This is a genomic window from Pseudomonas sp. 3MAES_34.3B, from assembly GCF_058145875.1.
In genome coordinates this window covers 556532-580711 of the sequence record NZ_CM176960.1, presented here as the reverse complement: position 1 = coordinate 580711, position 24180 = coordinate 556532, and the positions used below count along the sequence as shown (strand labels likewise).

Below are 24180 nucleotides of genomic sequence, written 5' to 3'. Positions count from 1 at the left end.
TAATGAGGTATCCGCCCTCAATTAAGGCCTATAAATGCCACCTCGGCAAAAAGCGCAGCGTGCCGGGCGTTATTGCGCGTACACCTTGAGCTTCTCTTGAATGAAATCCAGGAAGCACTGAATCCGCAGCGCAAGCTGGGGGTTGCGGTAGTACACCGCGTGGATCGGTTGGCGGTAGCCGGTATTGAACCCGGCCAGCACCACCTGCAACCTGCCTTCGTGAATGTCATGGTGGGTCATGAAGTGAGACAGGCACACAATGCCCTCGCCCGCCAAGGCTAGCTCTCGCAAGGTGTCGCCACTGGAAGCCGCCACCGCCGGGTCGATCGGCAAACGGTCGCCACCGGCATGGCGCAGCGGCCATTGGTTCAAGCCTTCGTTGCGGGTAAAGCCCAGCAGGGTGTGATGGGCAAGGTCCTCCACATGCTCGGGCGTACCGCGACGCGCCAGGTAAGCCGGGCTGGCCAATATGTTCAACGGGCTGCTGCCCAAGGGGCGGGCATGCAGGGTGGAATCCGCCAGGGTGCCGATGCGGATCGCCACGTCGGTATTTTCCTCGAGCAGGTCAATGATCAGGTCATTGGTGTTCAGCTCGAGGAAGATATCCGGGTAGCGCTGGCGAAACTCGGCCACGTACGGAACGACGGCATGCAACATGAACGGCGAAGCGGCGTTGATGCGCAACCGCCCCGAGGGCGCCTGCTGGCGAACGGCGAGGTGCTCCTCCAGCGCTTCCATGTCCTGAAGAATGGCCTTGGCCCGCTCGAAGAAATACTTGCCCTCTTCGGTCAGGCTCATGCGCCGCGTGGTGCGGTTGATCAGCGTAGTACCCAGCTTGGTTTCGAGCCGCGCCAGGGTACGGCTTACCGCTGAGGGCGACTGCCCGGCCTGCTCGGCGGCGGCCGAAATGGAGCCGCCTTCGATTACCGCGATAAAGAGTTGCAGTTCGTCTGATCGCGCTTTCACATGCAGGGCTCTGGGGGAATTCACAGCCCTTTTAGCACAGTCTCCAGGTGCTGTTGATAGCGCGCTACGTCGGCTTCGATAGTGGGCCGTTTCATCACATCCACTGCCAGGAAGGTCGGCAGGGCTGTCATGCCGAGGAACTCATTGGCTTTGTGGAACGGGAAGTACACTGCATCCACGCCTTTGCCTTCGAAGAAATCGGCCGGGTCATCAAAAGCTTGCTGCGGCGCGTTCCAGGTGGCGGAAATCATGTAGCACTTGCCGTGCAGCAGGCCACCGCTGCCGTAGCGCTGGGAAGCGTCGGAGCGGGTACGGCCGTCGTTGGCGTACAAGCTGCCATGACCTTGGGTGAATACCTCGTCAATGTATTGCTTCACCGTCCACGGGGCTCCCATCCACCAGCCGGGCATTTGATAGATGACCACATCGGCCCAGAGGTATTTTTCTACCTCGGCGGCAATGTCATAGCCGCCGTCGATGAAGGTGTCTTTCACGTCATGGCCGGCATGATCGAGCCAGGCCAGCGCGGCATCGTGCAGGGTTTCGTTGTAGCGGCCGGCGGAATGAGCGAACTGTTTGCCGCCGTTGAGTAGCAGGATATTCATGGGCTAGCCCTCATAAGTGTCGAATGCGGCGCAGCCTACCCATCCAGCACCCTGAAAACCACCCACGCAGGCGCAAATCGCTTGTTCCCTCAACGCAACAATCCACGCCCCATCTTTGCGCTAGGCTAGTGTCAATTCAAACAGGAGGACCGCGATGAGCGACGCTTACGGTTTCATTCTCAAGGCCAAAACCCGCCCCGAAAAGGCGGAAGCGTTCAAGGCGATGTTTCTTGAACATGTAGCGGGAAGCCGCGAGGAGCCCGGCTGCATCGAATACCACATGCTGCAGGACGAAGAAGACCCGAGCTTGTTCGTGTTCTATGAGGTGTGGGCGAGCAAGGCGGCGCTGGATGTGCACTCCGCCCTGCCCCACATGAAGGCTTTTTCCGACGTTCGCATGGATTACCTGGAGCGGGACTTCGAGGTTCAGCGTATCCGCATGCTTAGCCCGTCGTCCGCGCTTCGGTAATCATTCGGCGGCGCGATACCCCTGCACGATGGCGGAGAAATCCAGCCCGCCGTCGCCACGCAGGTTCATGGCCTGATACAGCTGTTGGGCCAGCGCGCCCATTACCACGGGCTGGTTGGCCTGCTTGGCCGCCTCCGTGGCCAGGCCCAGGTCCTTGAGCATCAGCCGGGCGCCGAAGCCACCGCTGTAGCCACGGCTGGCCGGCGCCGTTTCCACGATGCCGGGCCAAGGGTTATAGGTGTCCGAACTCCAGCAACGGCCAGTGGAGCTGTTGATCACGCCTGCCAGCACCTTGGTGTCGATGCCCAAGGCGTTGCCCAGCGCCATGGCTTCCGCCACGCCGATCATGGAGATGCCTAACAGCATGTTGTTGCAGATCTTCGCCACCTGGCCGGTGCCTACCTCACCGCAGTGCACGATGTTCTTGCCCATCTGCGCCAGCACCGGCTGCAGCGTGGCGAACAGCGCTTCGCTGGCGCCCACCATAAAGGTGAGCGTGCCCACCTGAGCGCCACCCGTGCCGCCAGACACCGGCGCATCGGCGAAGTCCACGCCCTGCCGCGCGGCGGCGGCATGCATGTCCCTTGCGGTTTGCGGGTCGATGGTGCTGCAGTCCACCACCGGCGTACCGGCGCGAATACCCGCCAGCACGCCGTCTTCCTGCTCGAACACCGCGCGTACGTGAGCCGCGGCCGGGAGCATGGTGATCACCAGCTCGGCCTGTTGCGCGGCCTCGCGAGGCGAGGTGGCCACTTCGGCCCCCAGCGCCCCTAGCTCAGCCAACACGCCTTGGTTAAGGTCGAACAGCAGCAGGCTGTGCCCTGCCTTGATCAGGTTGCGCGCCATGGGCGCACCCATGTTGCCCAAACCGATAAACGCGATTTTCATGGCTGGCTCCTAGCGCAAATGGATGGTGGTGTTCACGCCGGTGTTCACGCTGGCGTCGTCGAACCACCGTGCGGTGACCGTCTTGGTTTGGGTGTAGAACTGCACCACCTGTTTGCCGTACGGCCCTAGGTCGCCCAGCTTGGAACCGCGCGAGCCGGTGAAGCTGAAGAACGGCACCGGTACGGGGATCGGGATATTGATGCCCACCTGGCCCACGTCGATTTCGCTTTGGAACTTGCGTGCCGCCGCGCCGCTTTGGGTGAACAACCCCGTGCCGTTGCCAAACGGGTTGCGGTTCACCAGGGCGATGGCTTCGTCGAGGGTGTCCACTTCCAGCACCACCAGCACCGGACCGAAGATTTCCTCGGTGTAGATGCGCATGTCGGTGGTCACGCCGGTAAACAGGGTTGGCCCTACGAAGTTGCCTTGCTCATAGCCCGGCACGCTCACGTTGCGCCCATCCAGTTCCAGCCGCGCGCCTTGTTCCACGCCGCTGGCGATCAGCTCTTCCACTCGCGCTTTGGCCCGTGGTGAGATCACCGGGCCAACGTCGGTGCCCGGCTCGCTGCCGGCGTTCACCTTCAGGCGCTCGGCCAGTGCCTTTAGGTCCGGTATCCATTCCCGGCTGCTGCCCACCATCACCGCCACCGAAGTAGCCATGCAGCGCTGCCCGGCGGCGCCAAACGCGGCGCCCACCAAAGCATTGAGGGTTTGCTCGCGGTTGGCGTCCGGCAGCACCACGGCGTGGTTTTTCGCGCCCATCATCGCTTGCACGCGTTTGCCATGCTCGCCGGCCAGGTTGTACACATGGGTGCCCACGGCCGTGGAGCCCACGAACGAAATGGCTTTAATCGTAGGGTGGGTACAAATGGCATCCACCACTTCCTTGCCACCGTGCACCACGTTCAGCACGCCCGCCGGCACGCCCGCCTCCAGGGCAAGCTTCACCAGCTCCATGGTAGAGAGCGGGTCCTGCTCGGAGGGCTTGAGCACAAAGGTGTTGCCGCACACGATGGCCATGGGGAACATCCACAGCGGGATCATGGCCGGGAAGTTGAACGGGGTAATGCCCGCGCACACGCCGATGGGCTGGCGAAGGGTGTAGGTATCCACACCGCCGGCCACGTTTTCGGCGAATTCGCCCATCTGCAGGCTGCCCACCGAGCACGCATGCTCCACCACTTCCAGCCCGCGGAAAATATCGCCCTCGGCGTCAGCCAGGGTTTTGCCCTGCTCGGCGCTGAGCACGGCGGCAATGCGTTTGCTGTGCTCGCGGATCAGCGCCTGCAGCTTGAGCATGATGCGCATGCGCGCGCCAATGGGCGTATTGCGCCATTCGAGAAAGGCCTGCTGCGCGGCACTGACCGCTGCATCGACCTCAGCAACGGTAGCAAAGGGCACGCGCGCCAGTACTTCCTGAGTCGCCGGGTTAACCACGTCTTGCCATTGAGCGGATTGGGATTCGATCCATTGGCCGTCGATCAACAGCTTGACCGTGGCGACCCGAGTGCTTTCGCCTGGAAGGGGCGCATTCATATAAACCTCCGCGTGATTGTTGTTGTTCGCGATCAGCGCTCGATTCTGCGCTGGCAGGGAATGCCTGCATCCAGTATAGGTATGCAAACTTCCAACAAGAATGCGGATATAAGCCGGATCATCATGCAGAAACACATCACGTCGCTGGCAGGGCTGAACTGGGATGACCTGAAGTTTTTCCTTGAGGTGGCCCGGCTGCGCAAGGCCAGCAGCGCGGCCAAGCGGCTCGGGGTGGACTACACCACCGTGTCCCGGCGCATCACCGCGCTGGAAACATCGCTCGGCACGCTGCTGTTCGAAAAATCCCGCACCAGTGGCTTCAGCCTTACCAACGAAGGGCAGCGGTTGCTGGGCTACGCCGAGGCCATCGAAAGCACGCTGCACATGGCCTGTGAACAAGTCACCGGCTCTGGCCTGGCGCCCTCCGGCCATGTACGCATGGGCTGCACCGAAGGCTTCGGCAGCTTTTTCATCACACCGCTACTGAGCGAGTTCGTGGAGCAATACCCGGCCATTTCGGTGGACATATTGCCGCTACCTCACTTCATCAGCCTGTCCAAGCGCGAAGCGGATATCGTGATCGCTCTGGAGCGCCCGGAGCATGGGCCGTATGTGTGCTGCAAACTCACCGACTACCGCCTGCGCCTGTACGCCACCGCCGACTACCTCGCCCGGCACGCGCCCATCACCGATGTGGCACAGCTGCCGGATCATCCGTTCGTAAGCTACGTGGACGATCTGGCCTTCAGCTCCGAACTGCTTTACCTCAGCCACCTCCTCCCCGCCGCCAGCGCAAGGCTGCGCAGCACCAGCGTGGTCGCGCAGATGGTCGCCGCGCGCCAAGGGCATGGGCTGGCGATACTGCCCTGCTTCCTCGCCGCCGAAGCGCCGGAACTAGTGCCGGTGTTACCGGAAAAGGTGGAGCTGACCCGGCAGTTCTGGATGTACTGCCGGGAAGACCTGCGCAAGCTCAAGCGCATTACCCTGCTGTGGGATTACATCAGGGCACAGACTGAGCTCAACCGCCCGCTTTTGCTGGGCGAGGCGCAGGTGCTTCGGAAGGTTGATTGATTGCCCTGATCGACGACGCCAAGGGCTGGAAGACGGGGCTGGATTGGGACGCCCCTGCGCTGCCCATCACTTCGAGCTTCAGCAGATGGCCCAGGTAATTCAGCCCCTCGGCGAGCAGGGTAATGTTATGGCTGTCGCTGCGGCTGGAGCTTACTTCGATGTACCCGCAGACCGAGAGCGTCCTTAGCTCCTCAAGGTCTGTGATGGCAATGGAATGCCAATCTCCAGCGGCAATCAGCTTCAGCAGCCTTAAATGCTTTGCGTCATACGTATTCATACCGGACCCTCCATGGATGGATAGCCGATAGTAGCCCCGGGCCATCGGTCATGGATAGGGGGGTTTTGACAAACCTGATGAGTGCATCGCATTGGGGGGTTGGGCTTGTGTTCGCAGGCCGTAAGGGGCTGGGGCACTCGGGCGCTCTGGCACGTGGGTGATGAGCCTGCCGTGACCTTGTGCGCCTTGGATGAACGGAGGCAGTTGTTACGGTGACGGAGCGACGGGCTGTAAGCATTACTCCAGCGTGAGTTTCAGGGCTGCGTTCAGACCATTGGGCATAGCATGAGGCCAGAAGCGATACCTCTCACCCTCGAGCCTGGCAACGTAAAGCGTTATCTGAAGCGACCCAGCATCGTTCCACTTAACAAAAGGGTCATCTGTCGGCTTCCGTCCATAGCAAGCCCCGCTATAGATTTCTGAAGGATCGCCCAGTGCTGGACCGCCTCCAATCTGTCGCACCGTTACCTTTTCAAAACAGTAGGTATAACCCCAACCGCCCCATGCGGCATAAGAAAGCTCTGCCAGATGCTCACCATCGGGACTCTCATACTCTTTCAGCACTACATATTCGGGGCTCTGGAACATTAGCCGGAAACCCGCCCCAATTATAAAAAAACAAACAACACCCGCCGCCGCCCTTCTAAGCAACTTCTTCATTACTGACTTAACTATCAACCACGCCCCCTAGCTGCACCTGGATCAGGCGCTAACCCCACCTTCGTGTAAACCCGGACCAAGGTTAACCCTGCACGCTGCAAGCGGATATCAGCTGGCTTCCGAAGATTCTGTAGGAAACTTCACTGGCTGGCTTAACTGCCTCGAAGTTAACCGCGTGGATAAATATGCAGGGTGTGGTCGTTTAACCACTCTACGGAATCTTTAACCTCCAACCCTAGAATTGGGCAGTACTCGTAGAAAACACGATCTGGAACAGCATTTAGATCTTCTTTTACCTGAATCCGCACCCCATCAAAGCAATAGCTGAACACGCCTCCCCCTCCAACATCCCAATAAACCTCGGCGATGTACTTACCGCCTTCACTCGTATACGTAGCAGTTACGCCTTCGTCTCTATGATCATCGGTGGCAATCAAACAAAAGATCATTCCCAGGATCAAGGCTGGCCCCGGCATCATCAGGAAAATCTGTATTGCGATTTTTTTTAGAGAGTCCCCTTTAACGCGCATAACCCTTCCATGCCAATCTCGGCATGGCCTCTGCCGGTGCTAATAACCCAGCGTAGGGGGTACCTCCGAGCGTTCGCTATCAGCCATATCCGAAGCGTGCGTAGGCTGGGTCTGGTTTGCATCCTATTCGCAGGCTTCGCCAGCTCCCACAGGAACGCGTTGGCGGCATAAGCGCGCCCGGCGCCGTCAGCGGCCACCCTGTCAGCCGGCATTCACTTCACAAATCCCTGAACTAATGATTTGCCGCAGCCTATTCAACCCGCCGCTGCGTGCTGCCTACCATCGGCGCATCGGAACGGGCCCGTCAGAGGCCCGGCCTCGGTTCACGCTTGCTACTGCCCTTCATTGCTTTCGGCTACGCCGGGGGCATTACGTAGCTGCGCGCCGAGGGGGCACCGATGCAACTGGAGATTTTCCGATCACTCTGGGGTTACAGGGCCAGCAAGGCCCAGGCGCTGGAGGAGCTGCTGGCGGCGGGGTTCGACGGTATTGAAGCAAGGCTGCCGTTGGACGCAGCCGAGCGGCGGGAATTCGCGGCGTTTCTTGCCAGCAATGGCGTGCCTTATATCGCTACGGTGTTCACCGCCTACGACGTGCTGCCCGAGCAAAGCGCGCCGCCCTCTGAACACCTGGAAGACCTTCAACGCAAGCTGGACTGGGCCAATGAGCTGGCGCCGCGCTTTGTAAATGTGCTGGCCGGCAACGACCGTTGGCCGCTGGCGCAGCAAGTCGACTTCTTCGGCGAGCTGCTGGCGCTCGCCAGCCAACAAGGCGTGCCGGTGCTGGTGGAAACCCACCGCGCGCGGTCGTTGTTCAACCCTTGGGTCACCCTCGAACTCATTCGCCAGCTGCCGGCGCTGCGCTTCACCAGCGATATCAGCCACTGGATAGTGTGTTGCGAGCGCTTGTTGAACGACCCGGCCGATGACCTTTCCCCGTTCGTGGAGCGCGTGGCGCACATTCAAGCCCGGGTGGGCTACGACCAAGGCCCCCAGGTGCCGCACCCCGGCGCGCCCGAATACGCCGAAGCGTTGGCCTTTCATCAAGGCCATTGGGAAGCGGTATGGCGCGCGCAGCAAGCGCGTGGCCAAGCGGTTACTACCCTCACGCCCGAATTTGGCGCGGACGGCTACTTGCATCATTTGCCTTTCACCAACGTGCCGGTGGCCGACCTCTGGGGTTTGAACCAGTGGATGGCCAACACCGAACGCGCGCACTTCCAACGTTTCCTCAGCGAGGGCCAGGCGGCATGAGCAACGCCAATTTCAGCAGCATTCCCGTGGTAAACATCGCCGGCCTGTTCAGCGTGGAGCTGGAGCACCGCCTGGCCGTAGCCGAGCAATTGGGCCGCGCCGCCAGTGAAGTGGGCTTTCTGTACATCACGGGTCACGGCATCGACCCGGCGCTGATCGAAGGCCTGCAGAACGCAGCCAAGGCGTATTTCGCCCAGCCGCTGGACGCGAAGATGAAGCATTACATCGGCACCTCCGAGAGCCACAAGGGCTTCGTGCCCAAAGGCGAAGAGGTGTACGGCGAGGGCGAGCCGGATCACAAGGAAGCGTTCGATATCGGCTTCGAAGTGCCCGCAAACGACCCGCTGTACCTGGCCCGCACGCCGCTGCTGGGGCCGAACCATTGGCCGGAGGTGCCGGGCTTCAAGAAAGCGGTGCAAGCCTACTATGCCGCAGTGTTTGCACTGGGCAGCAAGCTGTTCAGTGGCTTCGCCCTGGCGCTCGGCCTGCCAGAGGATTACTTCGCGCCCATGGTCAGCCGGCCGCCGTCCAAGCTGCGGCTGATTCACTACCCCTTCGATGCACGACGGGTGGATGCGCCCGGCATCGGCGCGCATACCGACTACGAGTGCTTCACCATCCTGCATGCCGATCAGCCAGGGCTGGAGGTGATGAACGACCAGAACGAATGGGTCGACGCGCCGCCACACCCGGGCGCCTTTGTGGTGAACATCGGCGACATGCTGGAAGTGATGACCGCGGGCACCTTTGTGGCCACCGCCCACCGGGTGCGCAAGGTCGCGGCCGAACGCTATGCCTTCCCGCTGTTCTATGCGTGCGATTACCACACCCAGATCGCCCCGCTGCCCAGCTTCGCCAAGGGCGAGCAGCACTATGAAGCCCTGCCCATTGGGGAGCACATGTGGGGCCAGGCCCTGCAAACCTATCAATACCTGCGGCGCAAAGTGGCGGCTGGGGAGTTGCAGTTGCCTACCCATGCGCGCAAGCCCGCCAGTTTCGGCCACCTGAAAAATCAGGCAGCCGCGTTGTGATCGCCCAGCACTTACATCAAAAACTTCAGGAGCCTTCGCCCATGCATTACACCACCCGCTTCGGCCTGCTTGCCGCCGGCCTGCTGTGCGCTACTGCAACCTTCGCCGCACCTACCACCACCCCCGGCGTGTTGAAGGTGGGGATGGAGATCACTTACCCGCCGTTCGAATCCTACGATGCCAACAAGCAAGTGGTGGGCTCGGACCCGGAGCTGGCGCACTCCCTCGCCAAAGCCATGGGCAGCAAGGCGGACTTTGTGGACACCAAATTCCCCAACCTGATCAACGGCCTTAATGCTGGGCACTACGACGCGATCATTTCCGGGATGTACATCACACCCGAGCGCGAAGCACAGGCGCAGGCGATCCCGTACGCCAACACCGGCGCGGCGATCATGGTGCCCAAGGGCAGCGAGCTCAGCCCGAAAACGCCGGAAGACCTCTGCGGCCTGAATATCGGCCTTGAGCAAGGCACCACCTGGGTGGCGAAATTCCGTGAGTTGTCCACCAGCTACTGCGTGCCGAACAAGAAAGGCGAGATCACCGTGAGCGAGTTCCCGTCGGCACCCGAGGTGACCCAGGCCTTGCTCTCCAAGAACGTGCAGGCACAAGTGGAGATCGCTGGCGCGGCGCACATGATCGCCCAGCGCACCAACGGCCGCGTGATCGTGACTTCGGAAAAACTGGTGTACCCGCAAACCCTGGGCATCTACGTGAAAAAGGGCAACGCCGATACCTATGCCGCCTTGCTGGAAGCGGTGAAGGCCAGCAAGCAGAACGGCGAGTACGACGCCATCCTGAAGAAGTACGACCTGGAAGCGGTTAACTGATGTTTATCAGCCGCCCTTCCGGGGGCGGCGCCTGAGGTGCCTATGCAATTCGACTGGAGTTATTTTGTTTCGCTGTTTTCCATGGCGGACTTCTGGAAAGCCTGCGTCACAGTCATCGCGTTGAGCGCCCTGGCGTGGTTCCTGGGGATGATACTGGGCTTCTTGCTGGCGTCGGCTAAGCTGTCGACATCGCGGCTCCTGCGCCTGCCGGCCAGCGCCTACATCTGGTTTTTCCGCAGTATTCCACTGCTGGTGCTGGTGGTGTTTGTGTACAACCTGCCCCAGCTGTTCCCGGCCACCGGCGCGGTGCTGTCCAACCCATTCTATTCCGGCTTGTTCGCCCTGGTGGTGACCGAGGCGGCCTACATGGCGGAGATTCACCGTGGCGGGCTTATCTCGGTGCTCAAGGGCCAACGGGAAGCCGGCCGCGCGCTGGGCATCGACACCGTGGGCCTGCAGCGGCTGATCGTGATTCCGCAGGCGTTTCGTATCTCGCTGCCCACGCTGATCAACGAATACATCACCGTGGTGAAGTTGACCTCGCTGGTGTCGGTGATTTCCCTCACCGAGTTGCTCACCGTTGGCCAGCGGCTGTATGCGCAAAACTTCCTGGTGATGGAAACCCTGGCTGCCGTTGGCGCGTATTACGTGCTGATCGTGACAGTATTCGGCTGGCTGCTGCAGTGGCTGGAGCGCTCGCTGGACCTCAACCGCCGCACGCCTGCAACCTTGAACGAACACGCCCTTGCCCAGCTTCGCAGCGCACCAGCGGCGGCCACGCGCCCAAGCGAATCGGTGCCTGCCCGCGGCGCGGCGCCGGCCCTTCAGCTGCGCAACCTGCACAAGCGTTATGGCGAACATGAGGTGCTCAAGGGCATCGACCTGACCGTCGCCGCTGGCGAGGTGATTTCCATCATCGGCCCGTCGGGTTCAGGGAAAACCTCGCTGATCCGCACCGTCAACGCGCTAGAGAGCATCGAGCAGGGCGAAGTCGTGCTGTTTGGGGAGAGCTATATCAACGCCGGGGACAAGCCCAACACCGCCAGGGTGCGCCAGGGTATTCGGCGCATCGGCATGGTGTTCCAGAATTTTAACCTGTTCCCGCACCGCACCTTGCTGGATAACGTCACCTTGGCGCCGCGCTACCATGGCGAGCCCAAGGCCGCGAGCGAGCGCCGGGCCCTGGCCTTGCTGGATAAGGTTGGCTTGCTGGCCCACGCGCACAAGTACCCGCAACAATTATCCGGTGGCCAACAGCAACGCGTGGCCATCGCCCGCGCCATGGCGCTGAACCCTGAGATCATGCTGTTCGACGAGCCCACCTCCGCGCTGGACCCGGAGCTGGTGGGTGAAGTGTTGAAGGTGATTCGCGACCTGGCCGACGAAGGCATGACCCTGGTGATCGTGACCCATGAAATGGACTTCGCCTTGTCTATTTCAGACCGGGTGATTTTCATGGAGAACGGCAAGGTCGCATTCGATGGTTCGCCCCAGGCCATCCGTACCGAAGCAGCGGCGCAACGGGTGCGCCGCTTTATCGGGCTGGAAGAAGAAGCTCCAGCATCGCTCAGCGAGCGGGCTCGAGCATAAGCCCGCTGAGCCGGCGCACCTTGCGTTTTACCGCTTCCTCGAACACCCCGGGGCGCGGCTCGACCAGGCTGAACCAGCGCCTGGCGCGGGTGATCCCGGTGTAGATCAGTTCCTTGGTCAGCACCGGGTTCAGCGCATCGGGCAGCACCAGCGCGGTGTGCTCGAATTCCGAACCCTGGGACTTGTGCACCGTCATGGCGTACACGGTTTCCACATCGGTCAGGCGGCTGGGTAATACGAAGCGAACACCGCCCTGCCCGTCGTTGCGCGGGAAGGCTACGCGCAGCGTGAGCCGCGGCGAACCTTCGGCTTCGGGCAAGCGCAAGGCAATGCCGATATCCCCGTTCATCAAGCCCAGGCCGTAGTCGTTGCGGGTCATCAGCACAGGGCGGCCTTCGTACCAATGGTGGTCGCTCTCGATCAGGCCGGCGGCGTACAGCGCCTGGGTCGCCCGTTGGTTTATTGCCTCAACGCCCCAGGGGCCTTTACGCACCGCGCATAGCAGGCGGAACGTATCGAAGGCGCGCAATACATCCCCCGCCCATACCAACCAGGCAGGGTCTTCAAGTGAAGCGGTGGCTGCGGGGCGGTTGCGCTGCACGAGGGTAAGGTAGTGCCGATAGCCGAGGGGGCCGCCTGTGCGGGCACCGGCGCCCTTTGTCGCCCCATTGAGCAACAGGCGCTCCAGCGCCTGATCCTGCTCGCCATGCAGGCGGCAGCTGGCGATGTCTTCCAGCGAACGGTCGTTCAACACCTTCCGGGCATCTTCAGGCCGCTGCTGGTTGACGCAGCGGGCCAACTCACCAATGCCGCTGCCTTCGCCAAAGCGCCGGGAGTAACGGAGCATTACCAGTTGTTGCGCCAGGGCATGCTCGGCGTCAGTACCCTCCTGCAGGCCAGCGGCGGAGAGGCTTTGCCCGGCGATCGCTTCCAGCCAGGCCTGGGTGGCTGGCGTGTAATAGCCCTGCTCGGCGTCGCGACACAGGTCGCCCAGCACCGCGCCGGCCTCTACCGACGCGAGCTGGTCCTTGTCGCCCAGCAGGATCAACCGCGCCTTTGGCGGCAGCGCCTCCAGCAGGTTGGCCATCATTTCCAGGTCGATCATCGACGCTTCGTCCACCACCAGCACGTCCAGCGGCAAAGGGTTGCCCCGGTGGTGGCGGAAGTGCCGCGTGCCTGGCCGGCTACCCAGCAAGCGGTGCACCGTGGTGACATCGGTGGGGATACGCGCCTTGATCGACTCGGCGACGTCCAGGCCCTGCACTTGCAGGCCGATGGATTCGGTCAAGCGGGCGGCGGCCTTCCCGGTAGGCGCGGCGAGGCGAATGCGCAACGGGCGGTTCGCCTCGACCCGAGGCCCTTGCAGCAACGCCAGCAGGCGCACCACGGTGGTGGTTTTGCCGGTGCCCGGCCCGCCGGTGATGATGCTCAGGGCCGAGCGGGTAGCCAGGGCACAGGCCAGCTTTTGCCAGTCCACCGGCATGGATGCTTGATGAGGGAACAGCGCATCCAGGCGCTCACCCAGGTCGGCCGGAATTTCCGAAGGCTGGGCCAGGCGCTGCCTTAACGCACCGTCTACCGCCCGCTCGTAATTCCAGTAGCGGCGCAGGTACAGCCGGCTGCCATTGAGTACGAGGGGGCAATCCGCTGCGCCAAGGGCACCCGTCGCCACCAGGGTGGATGCACTCAAGGTGCGTAGCCATTGGGCAAGTTCGAGCGTGGCGAGCACCTGAGAGGGCAGCACTTCACCCGAGAGGCCGGCGTCCCCCTCGGGAGGCAGGGACAACGCGAAATCCGGCTCCAGCAGGGTTTGTTCCAGGTCCAGGCATACGTGGCCATGGCCCAGTTGGTGGCTGGTGAGCGCGGCGGCGAGCAATACCAGCGGGTCGGCCGTGCTCACCCGCTCGGCGAAGAAACGTACCAGGGCTTCATCCAGCGGCCTAAGCCACCCTCGCTCCACCCACAGCCGCAGCAAACGAAACAGCCCATCGATGGATGCCAGCGGTGAAGTGGTTTCTTTCTGTTCAAGCGTGAGGTCACTCATACCGAAGCCCCCAGGAACAAATCGGCCTGCTCGCCCGGGCCGGCGTCTTCCAGGCGGCCCTGGAACAGCAGGTCGAGCTGCTCGATAAGCGCCCGGGGTGGCCGGCTGAAATACACGCCTCGCGTGTGGGCGCTCAAACCGCGCAGGAATATGAACAAGGCGCCTCCTATGTGCTGGTCGTAGTCGTAGCCCGGCAGGCGAGCCTTCAGTTGCCTGTGAAGCGCCAGCAGGTACAGCACATATTGCAGGTCGTAACGGTGCTCGAGGATCGCGGCCTCCATGGCCAGCGGCGAGTAACTGGAGTCGTCCGGGCCCAGCCAGTTGGATTTGTAATCGGCCACGTAATAGCGACCGTTATGTTCGAAGCACAGGTCGATGAAGCCTTTGAACAGGCCGTTGAGCCGCCCCCCTTCTGCCGCGGCGCGCGCCGCCCCGTGATGGGTGTGCTGGCGAACCAGGGTATCGAGGCGGTGAACGTCCACCTCGCTGCTGGCGAACCAGAACTCCATTTCATAGCGATACGTGGCCAGCTCGGCCAGGCAAGCCTCCTGCCCGTCGCCCAATGGCAGCGGCGCCTGCAGCATGCCGCCCAGCCATTGCTCAAGGGTGGGTATCCAGCCGCTCCAGCCGCGGGTGGCGCAACGCCGGGCCAAGGTATCGCGCATCAGGGCCGGCCGCTGGGCAAGCGCGGCAAAGCCTTCGCGCGCCGCCCACTCCAATAGCCCGTGAAGGAAGGTGCCAGGGTGAGGGCCCCGCGGGAACTGGTGGATCGGGCCCTGGGCAGGTCCCAGGGATGTGGCATTGCCAAGGGGTTCGTCGTCCAGCAGGTTTTGCGCGCGCAGGCTGTCGGGGGCCAGGCCACCATCGACATTCTCGGCGATACGCAAGGCGCTGTAGGACGCGATCCACCAGTGTTCTGCCGCCCGGCGCGCGGGGGTAAGGGCCGGCCGCGGCTGGCGCTCACTGCGCGGCGGCACATAGATCTCGCCAGTCGCTTCCGGCACCGGGCATACCGCCAGTGCGGGCAAGCCGCCTTGCACAGCGGCGAGCCAATCGCCGAGCGAAGTGGATTCCGCCAAGGGCTGGCCGCCCCCCAGCAAATATCCCAGTGCCGAACGGTGCAGCGCCGAGCGGCTTTCGCGGCCACGCTTGAGGTCGGCAACACCCAGCCAGCACGCGTATTGCGCCCGCGTGAGGGCAACGTAGAGCAGGCGCAGGTCCTCGCCCAAGCGCTCGTCATCGGCGGCGGCGATGGCAGCATCATCCGGCGCCATGGACACGCACACCTCACCCTCGGGGGTGTGCCAGCTCACCGGCAGCCGGCTGCCATCGACGGGGCGGGCGCTGCAGACAAAGGGCAGGAATACCAGCGGATACTCAAGCCCCTTGGACTTGTGAATGGTCACTACCTTCACCAGTTGCTCGTCGCTTTCCAGGCGCACTACTTGCTCGTCGCCACCGTCGTGGGTGCTGGTCAGCCGTTCCGCCAGGTGCCGAATCAACGCTTGTTCGCCGTCCAGCTCGGTGGAGGCTTGCTGCAGTAGCTCGGTGAGGTGCAAGAGGTTGGTGAGTATGCGCTCCCCATCCGCTCGGGCCGTGAGCGTTTGAGGCATGTCGAAATCGTGAAGCAGGCGGCGCAGCATGCTCAGTACACCCTGGGTGCGCCAGAGCACGCGGTATTCGCGGAACTGCATCACCCGCGCCTCCCAGGCGAGTTCGTTGCGGTTCAACGCCTCCAGCTCGGACAAAGGGCGGGCCAGGGTGACGCTTGCCAGCGCGGCGCGCAGCAAGCGATCGGCGTCCGGCTCCGCGCAGGCGCGCAACCAGGCGAGCACATCCAGTGCTTCCTGGCTGTGGAATACCGACTCCTTATCCGACAGGTAAACGCTGCGTACGCCTCGTGCGCGTAGCTGCGCCCGTATCGCCCGCGCTTCACCACCGTCGCGCACCAGGATCGCGATATCGGCAGGTGCGAGCGGGCTGAGTGTGCCGTCCGTAGCCTGAAAGCCACAGAGCCCGCGCTTGCCCAGTTCCAGCAAACGCACGATTTCGCTCGCGCAGGCCGGCGCCAGCTGATCACGGTAGGCACCGTTGGCTACGGGCTTCTCACTGTCGAGCGCCCAGAAGGTCAACGCAGGCTGGGATTCGCCCTGTACTACCCATTCCTGCTTGCGCCCCTGCGCCGCCACCGACAGGAACGGCACCGGGTTGTCGCCGGCTTCGCGGAACAGAAACGCGCCACGCCCCTGCTCACGCGCCTCGGCCTGCTCGAACACCCGGTTGACCGCTGTCACCATGGCGTGGCTGGAGCGGAAATTGGTACCCAGGCTGTGCAAGCGCCCGGCACTGGCCCGGCGAGCGCGCAAGTACGTGTGGATATCCGCGCCGCGGAACGCATAAATCGCCTGTTTCGGATCGCCAATGAGGAAGATACCGAGGTCCGCGCGGTTGTCGGCGATCTGATAGATACGTTCGAAAATGGTGTACTGGATCGGGTCGGTGTCTTGAAACTCGTCGATCAAGGCCACCGGGAACTGCGTGCGGATGACTTCGGCCAGCGCTTCGCCGGCGCTGCCACGCAACGCGGCGTTCAGGCGAAGCAGCATGTCGTCAAAGCCCATTTCGGCGCGGCGGCGCTTCTCCTGCTCGAAGCGATGCGCAATCCACGCCGCCGCATGCTGGAGCGCGTCCGCGCCTGGGTCCGGCAAGCCTTTGAGGCGCTCACGCAGGGTGAGCATCGCTTCGAAGGCCTCATGGTTGGGCGGGTCGGTTTTCCACGCCTCGGCAATGCCTTCCGGTGTAAGCCGCTCAAAGCCCTTACCGATATCCAGCGTGTGAAGGCTCGGATCGGCGTGCCAGTCTGCCAGCCCTTGCAGCCAGGGCTCGAAATAGCGCGCCTGAAGCTTGCGTGCGTCCACGGCTTTATCGGCGATACCTTGCAGCAGCAGAGTGCGAACCTGCTCCACCCATTCCGCCCACGGCTGCTTGATGCGAGACAGCTCTTCCAGCCTGCGCTGCAAGCCGCTGTCGATGTGATGGCCCGGGTGCGCGGCTTCGTCCAGTGGCTGCGCGCCGCTCAACAGCGCACGCACGCGCGCCAACAGGCTTGTGGGCGACTTCCAGTGTTCGCGCACCCAGGTGAGGGTGTCACCGACCATGCCGTAGCAGTATTGCCGCCAATAGTCGCGCACCACTTCGCCCAGCAGCTCGCTGTGGTCGGTTTCCAGGCTTTGGGTGAACAGGCTGCCGCTGTCAAAGGCGTGCTCGCGCAACATGCGCTGGCACCAACCATGGATGGTGGACACCGCGGCTTCGTCCATCCATTGCGCCGCGGCGTCCAGTTTGCTTGCACAGGCCGGCCATTGGCTGTTGGGGTAGTCGTCTCGCAGCTGCCGCACAAGGTCGTCCGGCGCCGGGATCTCATCCCGAAAGAACTGCGCCGCTTGCGCCAGTCGGGTGCGGATACGGTCACGCAGTTCCTTGGTGGCGGCATCGGTGAAGGTCACTACCAGGATTTGCGGTGGCAGCAATTCCCGCCCGAACGCGCTGGCCTCGCCCCCATGGTTGAGCACCAAACGCAGGTACAGCGCCGAGATGGTAAAGGTTTTCCCGGTGCCGGCGCTGGCTTCTATCAGCTGGCTGCCGCGCAGGGGGAAGGTCAATGCCAAGGGGCGCGTCATCGGCTGTTCTCCTGAGCGCAAAGGTCTGCCCAGGGGGCGGCATGCAAGGGTTGGTACAACGTCTCTACCCAGCCTTCGAAGGTTTCGTCCTGAGTCAGGGCGTTGAAGTCCGGGTATTGGCGGGCCAGGGCCATGTCGCGGGTGCGCTCGCCGGCGGCACCGAAATCACTGCCGTCATAGGCCAGCTGAGCGGCTTTCATTCCGGCGTCCCGGTCCTTGGCGTCGAGGAAGGCAAAGGCGGTACGGGCAGCCACGGGTAGGGGTTGCGCCATGCCCAGGTGCCAGCCTTGTAAGAGGCCAGCCAAGTGCCCGCTGGCGACGGACTGCTCCAGTGGCGGCAACATCACGGTGGTGTCAGTCGCGACCACAGCGCTGTGTAGCGGCAGGCCCTCGGCACAGGCGATGAGGTGCTGCACCCAGGTGTCGATCAGGCGAGGCCATTTGCGGCCGTTACGCGTGTTGATGGCGTTGGCGACCAGGGTCACGCTGAGCAATGACCCATCGCTGCCTTCGTGCACGCCGCCCAGCCAGCCTTCGACTGCTATGCCTTGCGCTTCGAAGTGAAGCGGCAGGGCGCTGTCCAGCCGTTGTGGCCAGCGCACCAGCAAGCCTTGGTAACGTGTGATCAGGTCGGGCAACGGTGCAATCAATTCGGCCTGCAGCAGTTCGCCGAACCCTGCCATCGGCAGCCGCCCCGCAGCCTGCAAACGTTGGGCATGGGTTTGCAGCACCGTGTTCAGCTCGCTGTCGCCGGCGAGCACGGCGGCATCGAGCAGGTGTCGGCTCAGCCCATAATGCTGCAAGCCGTCGAGGGTGAAGGGTTCGGCTTCATCCAGCGCGCCCTGTAGCTCTTCGAAGTAGATCTTCAGCCGCTGAGTGTAAAAATGCTTCACGGGGTTACGAAGAAAATTGGCAAGCACATCGGGTGCGATGGGCGCATCCAGCGTGTACGCCGGAAGCGGTTGTTCCACGCTCGGCGCTTGCACGGGCTCATGCACCCGCTGCCACTCATGCGCATAACTGAAAAGGCCTTCGTGGCCGGCCTCGAAGTACCGTGCGCTGAAAGGCTGGAGCGGGTGCTCCAGGGTGAGCGCGTGGAGCAACTCGGTGCCGTTGCTTTCCTCCCCTTCAAGCCGCCAGCCGCTGGCGAGGTGGTCGCGTAGCTGGCCGATCAGTACAGACGGAGGGCGCTCGGTGTTGTCGCGAATGCTACGGCCCACCCAACTGATGTACAGCTGGTGCCGCGCCGACAACAAAGCCTCCAATAGTAGATAGCGGTCGTCTTCCCGTCGCGAGCGGTCGCCTGGGCGGTAGTCGGCAGCCATGAGGTCGAAATCCAGGGGCGGCTGCGCGCGGGGATAGTCGCCGTCGTTCATGCCCAGCAAGCACACCACATCGAAGGGAATGGCACGCATGGGCATCAAGGTGCAGAAATTCACCGAACCCGCCAGGAAGCGCTGGTTCAAGCTGCCCTGATCCAGCCCGACCAGCCAGGCTTCACGCACGACCGTAAGCGGAAGGGCATCCCGCAGCTCCACATGTTCGCAAGCTTGCAGCCACTGGTCCCGCAGCTCATCCAACTGAATAAGCAGGTACTCGGCGTGTTCGTCCTCCGGCAGGAAGAAGTCCACCAGCAGTTGCTGCAGGCGCTCACCCCACTCCTGTGGGGCGGCGGGCGAAGCGAGGGTTTGATACCAATGGTCAAGCCGATCGACCAACGCATACAGCGGGCCAACCAGAGCAGCATCCAGCCCGCCGACTTCGTCATAGGGTTCTATCCCGTCGAAGCCGGCTTCGCCGCCTACCGCGTAGCCCAATAGCATGCGGCGCAGGCCAAACCGCCAGCTGTTCTGCTCGATCCCTTCGGGCAGCCCCAGTGCCGTGCGCTGCCGTGCATCCAGCCCCCAGCGAATGCCTGCGCCCTCGATCCAGCCATGGAGAATCGCCAGGGACTGCTCGGGTATACCAAAACGCGCCCGTAACGCTGGCACGTCGAGAAGGTCTAGCACTTCACCGACCGCGAATCGGCTATCTGGCAAATGCAGCAAATGCTCCAACGCAATCAACAAGGGTTCACGGCCGCGCTGGCCCTGGTCGTTGAGGGTGAAGGGTATGTGACGACGGTCGTCCCGCGGCACTTGGCCGAATACTGCCCGTATATGTGGGGCATAGGCATTGATATCCGGCACCATCACGATCACGTCCCGGGGGTTCAGATCCGGGTTGGCGGAAAAGCGCTGCAGCAATTGATCGTGCAGCACTTCAACTTCACGCTGGGGGCTGTGCGCCAGGTGAAAACGAATGGAGTCATCTGTTGCCGGGTTCACCGCAGGCCATAGCTCGCGGGTTTCCCGCAAGGGCCGTAGTTCCAGTATGTCGTTCTGCAATTGGCTCAGGAGGGTGGGGGTGTCACTCTCGCTATAGAGGTCGATCTTGCCGTCGCTGAATGCGCCACGGTAGCTGTCCGGCTGGTCGAATTCATCGAGCAGGCTGATGTAGTCGCGCCCTTGTTTACCCCAGGCGGCCAGCAAAGGGTGCGCATGCTGGTGAAGGTCTTGCGCTTCTACTTGAAGCGGCATACCTGACTTGCGCTGTTGGCGCCGATATTCGCGGCGGAGCAGGTCTTTGTCGGCGACGATGTCTGCCCAATGGTGACGACACGGGTTATGCACACACAACAGCACTTGGGTGAAGCGGGAGAGCCCGGCGAGCGCATGGAGTATCTGGGCAGGCAGGGACGATATGCCGAAGACGATGACCCGTTCTGGCAAATCAGCCGGTGGGGTTTGCGCGGTAGTGATGACTTCCATGTACCGCTGATGCACGCCTGCCCGGCTTTGCGCCATACCTTCCTGGCCTACGTCCTCAAGCAACGCTTGCCATAACGCAGCCTGCCATCTGTTGGCCTCGGCCAGCGGCTTCGCCTCCCCTCGTACCGAGCGAAGCTGAAACGCGCCGTTGCCCCAATCCTCCAGCCAGTCTGCCCGGTACACCTGATACTGGTCATACAGGTCTGCCAGCCGTTGAGCGAGCTGGTAACGCTTGCGCATGTCCGTGTCGTCGCCAAGAAAACGCGCCAGTGGTTCAAATGAGGGCTTGAGCACGAGGCAGGGTAATAAGCGCATGAGCCGCCAGGTAAGCGGCACTTTGTCCAAGGGCGACACTTCGGGGATCAGGTCCCTTCCTAGTACGGCACGGTACAGCTGCCACATGAAGCTGCCGGGCAACTGCACATCTATCGCAGCAGCAATACCACAGCCGCCGTTCTCCGGATCCTGGGCAAGGGCCATCTTCAGCCACTGGGCGATACCGTTGCTTTGTACCAAGGCAACTTCGTTTTGCAAGGGCCGCAGCGGGTAACGCCGCATCCACTCCACTACCAGGCTGCGTAAGTCATCGGGGCGGTTGCCATGGATGACCATGAACCCTGGTGTAATGGCTTCGGTTGCTGACATTCCGCCGTCCCGGAGATAAAGAATTGGAGGGAGACGATGCCACTACTGCCTTTGCGTCGCAAGGCGTGTGATGCCGCGGGGCTGTGGGGTTTTAGGGGCTCGGAAAAGACAAAACCCCCGATCGCAGGGCGATCAGGGGTTCTGGGTTTGAATCTTGACGATGACCTACTCTCACATGGGGAAACCCCACACTACCATCGGCGATGCATCGTTTCACTGCTGAGTTCGGGATGGGATCAGGTGGTTCCAATGCTCTATGGTCGTCAAGAAATTCGGTAGCGGCCCCGTTTGCACGCGGTCGCGAATCTGGGTATGTGATGTTTGTGATGTCGCCAATTTTCGGTGTGTCTTCACCGCCGCGCTCTGTGCTTACACAGATTGCTTGGGTGTTATATGGTCAAGCCTCACGGGCAATTAGTATGGGTTAGCTCAACGCCTCACAGCGCTTACACACCCCACCTATCAACGTCGTAGTCTTCGACGGCCCTTCAGGGAGCTCAAGGCTCCAGTGAGATCTCATCTTGAGGCAAGTTTCCCGCTTAGATGCTTTCAGCGGTTATCTCTTCCGAACATAGCTACCCGGCAATGCCACTGGCGTGACAACCGGAACACCAGAGGTTCGTCCACTCCGGTCCTCTCGTACTAGGAGCAGCCCCTCTCAAATCTCAAACGTCCACGGCAGATAGGGACCGAACTGTCTCACGACGTTCTAAACCCAGCTCGCGTACCACTTTAAATGGCGAACAGCCATACCCTTGGGACCGGCTTCAGCCCCAGGATGTGATGAGCCGACATCGAGGTGCCAAACACCGCCGTCGATATGAACTCTTGGGCGGTATCAGCCTGTTATCCCCGGAGTACCTTTTATCCGTTGAGCGATGGCCCTTCCATACAGAACCACCGGATCACTAAGACCTACTTTCGTACCTGCTCGACGTGTCTGTCTCGCAGTCAAGCGCGCTTTTGCCTTTATACTCTACGACCGATTTCCGACCGGTCTGAGCGCACCTTCGTACTCCTCCGTTACTCTTTGGGAGGAGACCGCCCCAGTCAAACTACCCACCATACACTGTCCTCGATCCGGATAACGGACCTGAGTTAGAACCTCAAGGTTGCCAGGGTGGTATTTCAAGGATGGCTCCACGCAGACTGGCGTCCACGCTTCATAGCCTCCCACCTATCCTACACAAGCAAGCTCAAAGTCCAGTGCAAAGCTATAGTAAAGGTTCACGGGGTCTTTCCGTCTAGCCGCGGATACACTGCATCTTCACAGCGATTTCAATTTCACTGAGTCTCGGGTGGAGACAGCGCCGCCATCGTTACGCCATTCGTGCAGGTCGGAACTTACCCGACAAGGAATTTCGCTACCTTAGGACCGTTATAGTTACGGCCGCCGTTTACCGGGGCTTCGATCAAGAGCTTCGCTTGCGCTAACCCCATCAATTAACCTTCCGGCACCGGGCAGGCGTCACACCCTATACGTCCACTTTCGTGTTTGCAGAGTGCTGTGTTTTTAATAAACAGTCGCAGCGGCCTGGTATCTTCGACCGGCAAAAGCTTACGGGGCAAGCCCTTCACCTTCGCCGGCGCACCTTCTCCCGAAGTTACGGTGCCATTTTGCCTAGTTCCTTCACCCGAGTTCTCTCAAGCGCCTTGGTATTCTCTACCCAACCACCTGTGTCGGTTTGGGGTACGGTTCCTGGTTACCTGAAGCTTAGAAGCTTTTCCTGGAAGCATGGCATCGACCACTTCATGCCCGAAGGCACTCGTCATCAGCTCTCGGCCTAGGGATCCCGGATTTACCTAAGATCCCAGCCTACCACCTTAAACCTGGACAACCAACGCCAGGCTGGCCTAGCCTTCTCCGTCCCTCCATCGCAGTAACCAGAAGTACAGGAATATTAACCTGTTTTCCATCGACTACGCTTTTCAGCCTCGCCTTAGGGACCGACTAACCCTGCGTCGATTAACGTTGCGCAGGAAACCTTGGTTTTTCGGCGTGCGAGTTTTTCACTCGCATTGTCGTTACTCATGTCAGCATTCGCACTTCTGATACCTCCAGCCAGCTTCTCAACTGACCTTCACAGGCTTACAGAACGCTCCTCTACCGCGTCACTTGCGTGACACCCGTAGCTTCGGTGTATGGTTTGAGCCCCGTTACATCTTCCGCGCAGGCCGACTCGACTAGTGAGCTATTACGCTTTCTTTAAAGGGTGGCTGCTTCTAAGCCAACCTCCTAGCTGTCTAAGCCTTCCCACATCGTTTCCCACTTAACCATAACTTTGGGACCTTAGCTGACGGTCTGGGTTGTTTCCCTTTTCACGACGGACGTTAGCACCCGCCGTGTGTCTCCCATGCTCGGCACTTGTAGGTATTCGGAGTTTGCATCGGTTTGGTAAGTCGGGATGACCCCCTAGCCGAAACAGTGCTCTACCCCCTACAGTGATACATGAGGCGCTACCTAAATAGCTTTCGAGGAGAACCAGCTATCTCCGAGCTTGATTAGCCTTTCACTCCGATCCACAGGTCATCCGCTAACTTTTCAACGGTAGTCGGTTCGGTCCTCCAGTCAGTGTTACCTAACCTTCAACCTGCCCATGGATAGATCGCCCGGTTTCGGGTCTATACCCAGCGACTAAACGCCCTATTAAGACTCGCTTTCGCTACGCCTCCCCTATTCGGTTAAGCTCGCCACTGAATATAAGTCGCTGACCCATTATACAAAAGGTACGCAGTCACAGAACAAGTCTGCTCCCACTGCTTGTACGCATACGGTTTCAGGATCTATTTCACTCCCCTCTCCGGGGTTCTTTTCGCCTTTCCCTCACGGTACTGGTTCACTATCGGTCAGTCAGTAGTATTTAGCCTTGGAGGATGGTCCCCCCATGTTCAGACAAAGTTTCTCGTGCTCCGTCCTACTCGATTTCATTGACAAGAGATTTTCGCGTACAGGGCTATCACCCACTATGGCCGCACTTTCCAGAGCGTTCCGCTAATCTCAAATCAACTTAAGGGCTGGTCCCCGTTCGCTCGCCACTACTAAGGGAATCTCGGTTGATTTCTTTTCCTCAGGGTACTTAGATGTTTCAGTTCCCCTGGTTCGCCTCTTGCACCTATGGATTCAGTACAAGATACTCAGCTTGTGCTGAGTGGGTTCCCCCATTCAGAGATCTCCGGATCAAAGTCTGTTTGCCGACTCCCCGAAGCTTATCGCAGGCTACCACGTCTTTCATCGCCTCTGACTGCCAAGGCATCCACCGTATGCGCTTATTCACTTGACCATATAACCCCAAGC

16 protein-coding genes and 2 rRNA genes are annotated in these 24180 nt (G+C 61.3%); 6 read left to right on the top strand and 12 right to left on the bottom strand.

The window, feature by feature from the left end:
- Positions 1 to 69: 69 nt before the first annotated feature.
- Positions 70 to 966 (bottom strand): LysR substrate-binding domain-containing protein, encoded by an 897-nt coding sequence (locus AC3Z8Y_RS02565; RefSeq protein ID WP_490088333.1) that lies wholly within the window; start codon positions 964 to 966, stop codon positions 70 to 72.
- Positions 967 to 986: 20 nt separating this feature from the next.
- Positions 987 to 1571, bottom strand: a complete 585-nt coding sequence (mdaB, locus tag AC3Z8Y_RS02560) for an NADPH:quinone oxidoreductase MdaB (protein WP_490088332.1) — start codon at positions 1569 to 1571, stop codon at positions 987 to 989.
- Between the two features lie 154 nt (positions 1572 to 1725).
- Here mdaB and AC3Z8Y_RS02555 point away from each other — a divergent pair, with 154 nt between their 5' ends.
- On the top strand, positions 1726 to 2040 hold the full coding sequence (locus tag AC3Z8Y_RS02555) for a putative quinol monooxygenase (protein WP_490088331.1): 315 nt from the start codon (positions 1726 to 1728) through the stop codon (positions 2038 to 2040).
- Here the strand turns inward: AC3Z8Y_RS02555 and mmsB are convergent, their stop codons facing one another.
- Entirely contained in the window at positions 2041 to 2928 is an 888-nt protein-coding gene (gene mmsB, locus AC3Z8Y_RS02550) for a 3-hydroxyisobutyrate dehydrogenase (protein ID WP_490088330.1), read from the bottom strand.
- 9 nt (positions 2929 to 2937) lie between these two features.
- On the bottom strand, positions 2938 to 4464 hold the full coding sequence (locus AC3Z8Y_RS02545; RefSeq protein WP_490088329.1) for a CoA-acylating methylmalonate-semialdehyde dehydrogenase: 1527 nt from the start codon (positions 4462 to 4464) through the stop codon (positions 2938 to 2940).
- Between the two features lie 123 nt (positions 4465 to 4587).
- On the opposite strand from AC3Z8Y_RS02545, the gene AC3Z8Y_RS02540 reads away from it, so the two are divergent.
- Positions 4588 to 5535 carry a LysR family transcriptional regulator gene (locus tag AC3Z8Y_RS02540; protein ID WP_490089917.1) on the top strand — a complete coding sequence of 316 codons (948 nt, stop codon included), beginning with the start codon at positions 4588 to 4590 and terminating at the stop codon, positions 5533 to 5535.
- Here AC3Z8Y_RS02540 and AC3Z8Y_RS02535 read toward each other — a convergent pair.
- The 3 genes from AC3Z8Y_RS02535 to AC3Z8Y_RS02525 all read right to left on the bottom strand — a co-directional run bounded on the left by AC3Z8Y_RS02535 (position 5483) and on the right by AC3Z8Y_RS02525 (position 7002).
- Entirely contained in the window at positions 5483 to 5812 is a 330-nt protein-coding gene (locus AC3Z8Y_RS02535) for a hypothetical protein (RefSeq protein WP_490088328.1), read from the bottom strand. The genes AC3Z8Y_RS02540 and AC3Z8Y_RS02535 overlap by 53 nt on opposite strands.
- A 237-nt stretch (positions 5813 to 6049) precedes the next feature.
- The gene (locus tag AC3Z8Y_RS02530; protein WP_490088327.1) at positions 6050 to 6472 is read right to left on the bottom strand and encodes a hypothetical protein; all 423 of its coding nucleotides are present in this window, start codon (positions 6470 to 6472) and stop codon (positions 6050 to 6052) included.
- Between the two features lie 167 nt (positions 6473 to 6639).
- A complete protein-coding gene (locus tag AC3Z8Y_RS02525) occupies positions 6640 to 7002 on the bottom strand; it encodes a hypothetical protein (protein WP_490088326.1) in 363 nt (120 codons plus the stop codon).
- Between the two features lie 398 nt (positions 7003 to 7400).
- On the opposite strand from AC3Z8Y_RS02525, the gene AC3Z8Y_RS02520 reads away from it, so the two are divergent.
- From AC3Z8Y_RS02520 to AC3Z8Y_RS02505, 4 genes are read left to right on the top strand one after another with little or no spacing between them, the layout of a single operon-like run.
- On the top strand, positions 7401 to 8255 hold the full coding sequence (locus tag AC3Z8Y_RS02520) for a sugar phosphate isomerase/epimerase family protein (protein WP_490088325.1): 855 nt from the start codon (positions 7401 to 7403) through the stop codon (positions 8253 to 8255).
- A complete protein-coding gene (locus tag AC3Z8Y_RS02515) occupies positions 8252 to 9286 on the top strand; it encodes an isopenicillin N synthase family dioxygenase (RefSeq protein ID WP_490088324.1) in 1035 nt (344 codons plus the stop codon). The genes AC3Z8Y_RS02520 and AC3Z8Y_RS02515 overlap by 4 nt, the downstream gene beginning before the upstream one ends.
- 41 nt (positions 9287 to 9327) lie before the next feature.
- The gene (locus AC3Z8Y_RS02510; RefSeq protein ID WP_490088323.1) at positions 9328 to 10116 is read left to right on the top strand and encodes an ABC transporter substrate-binding protein; all 789 of its coding nucleotides are present in this window, start codon (positions 9328 to 9330) and stop codon (positions 10114 to 10116) included.
- Positions 10117 to 10158: 42 nt separating this feature from the next.
- The gene (locus AC3Z8Y_RS02505; protein ID WP_490088322.1) at positions 10159 to 11706 is read left to right on the top strand and encodes an amino acid ABC transporter permease/ATP-binding protein; all 1548 of its coding nucleotides are present in this window, start codon (positions 10159 to 10161) and stop codon (positions 11704 to 11706) included.
- Here AC3Z8Y_RS02505 and recD read toward each other — a convergent pair.
- The 5 genes from recD to AC3Z8Y_RS02480 all read right to left on the bottom strand — a co-directional run bounded on the left by recD (position 11684) and on the right by AC3Z8Y_RS02480 (position 24166).
- Positions 11684 to 13750: an exodeoxyribonuclease V subunit alpha gene (gene recD, locus AC3Z8Y_RS02500; RefSeq protein WP_490088321.1), complete on the bottom strand. Its 2067-nt coding sequence runs from the start codon at positions 13748 to 13750 to the stop codon at positions 11684 to 11686. The two genes, AC3Z8Y_RS02505 and recD, sit on opposite strands and share 23 nt — an antisense overlap.
- The gene (gene recB / locus AC3Z8Y_RS02495; RefSeq protein WP_490088320.1) at positions 13747 to 17430 is read right to left on the bottom strand and encodes an exodeoxyribonuclease V subunit beta; all 3684 of its coding nucleotides are present in this window, start codon (positions 17428 to 17430) and stop codon (positions 13747 to 13749) included. Before recB ends, recD begins: the two co-directional genes overlap by 4 nt.
- A complete protein-coding gene (recC, locus tag AC3Z8Y_RS02490) occupies positions 17427 to 20885 on the bottom strand; it encodes an exodeoxyribonuclease V subunit gamma (protein WP_490088319.1) in 3459 nt (1152 codons plus the stop codon). The genes recB and recC overlap by 4 nt, the downstream gene beginning before the upstream one ends.
- A gap of 152 nt (positions 20886 to 21037) precedes the next feature.
- Positions 21038 to 21153, bottom strand: a 5S ribosomal RNA gene (rrf, locus tag AC3Z8Y_RS02485).
- A 125-nt stretch (positions 21154 to 21278) separates the two neighbouring features.
- Positions 21279 to 24166, bottom strand: a 23S ribosomal RNA gene (locus AC3Z8Y_RS02480).
- Positions 24167 to 24180 lie beyond the last annotated feature (14 nt).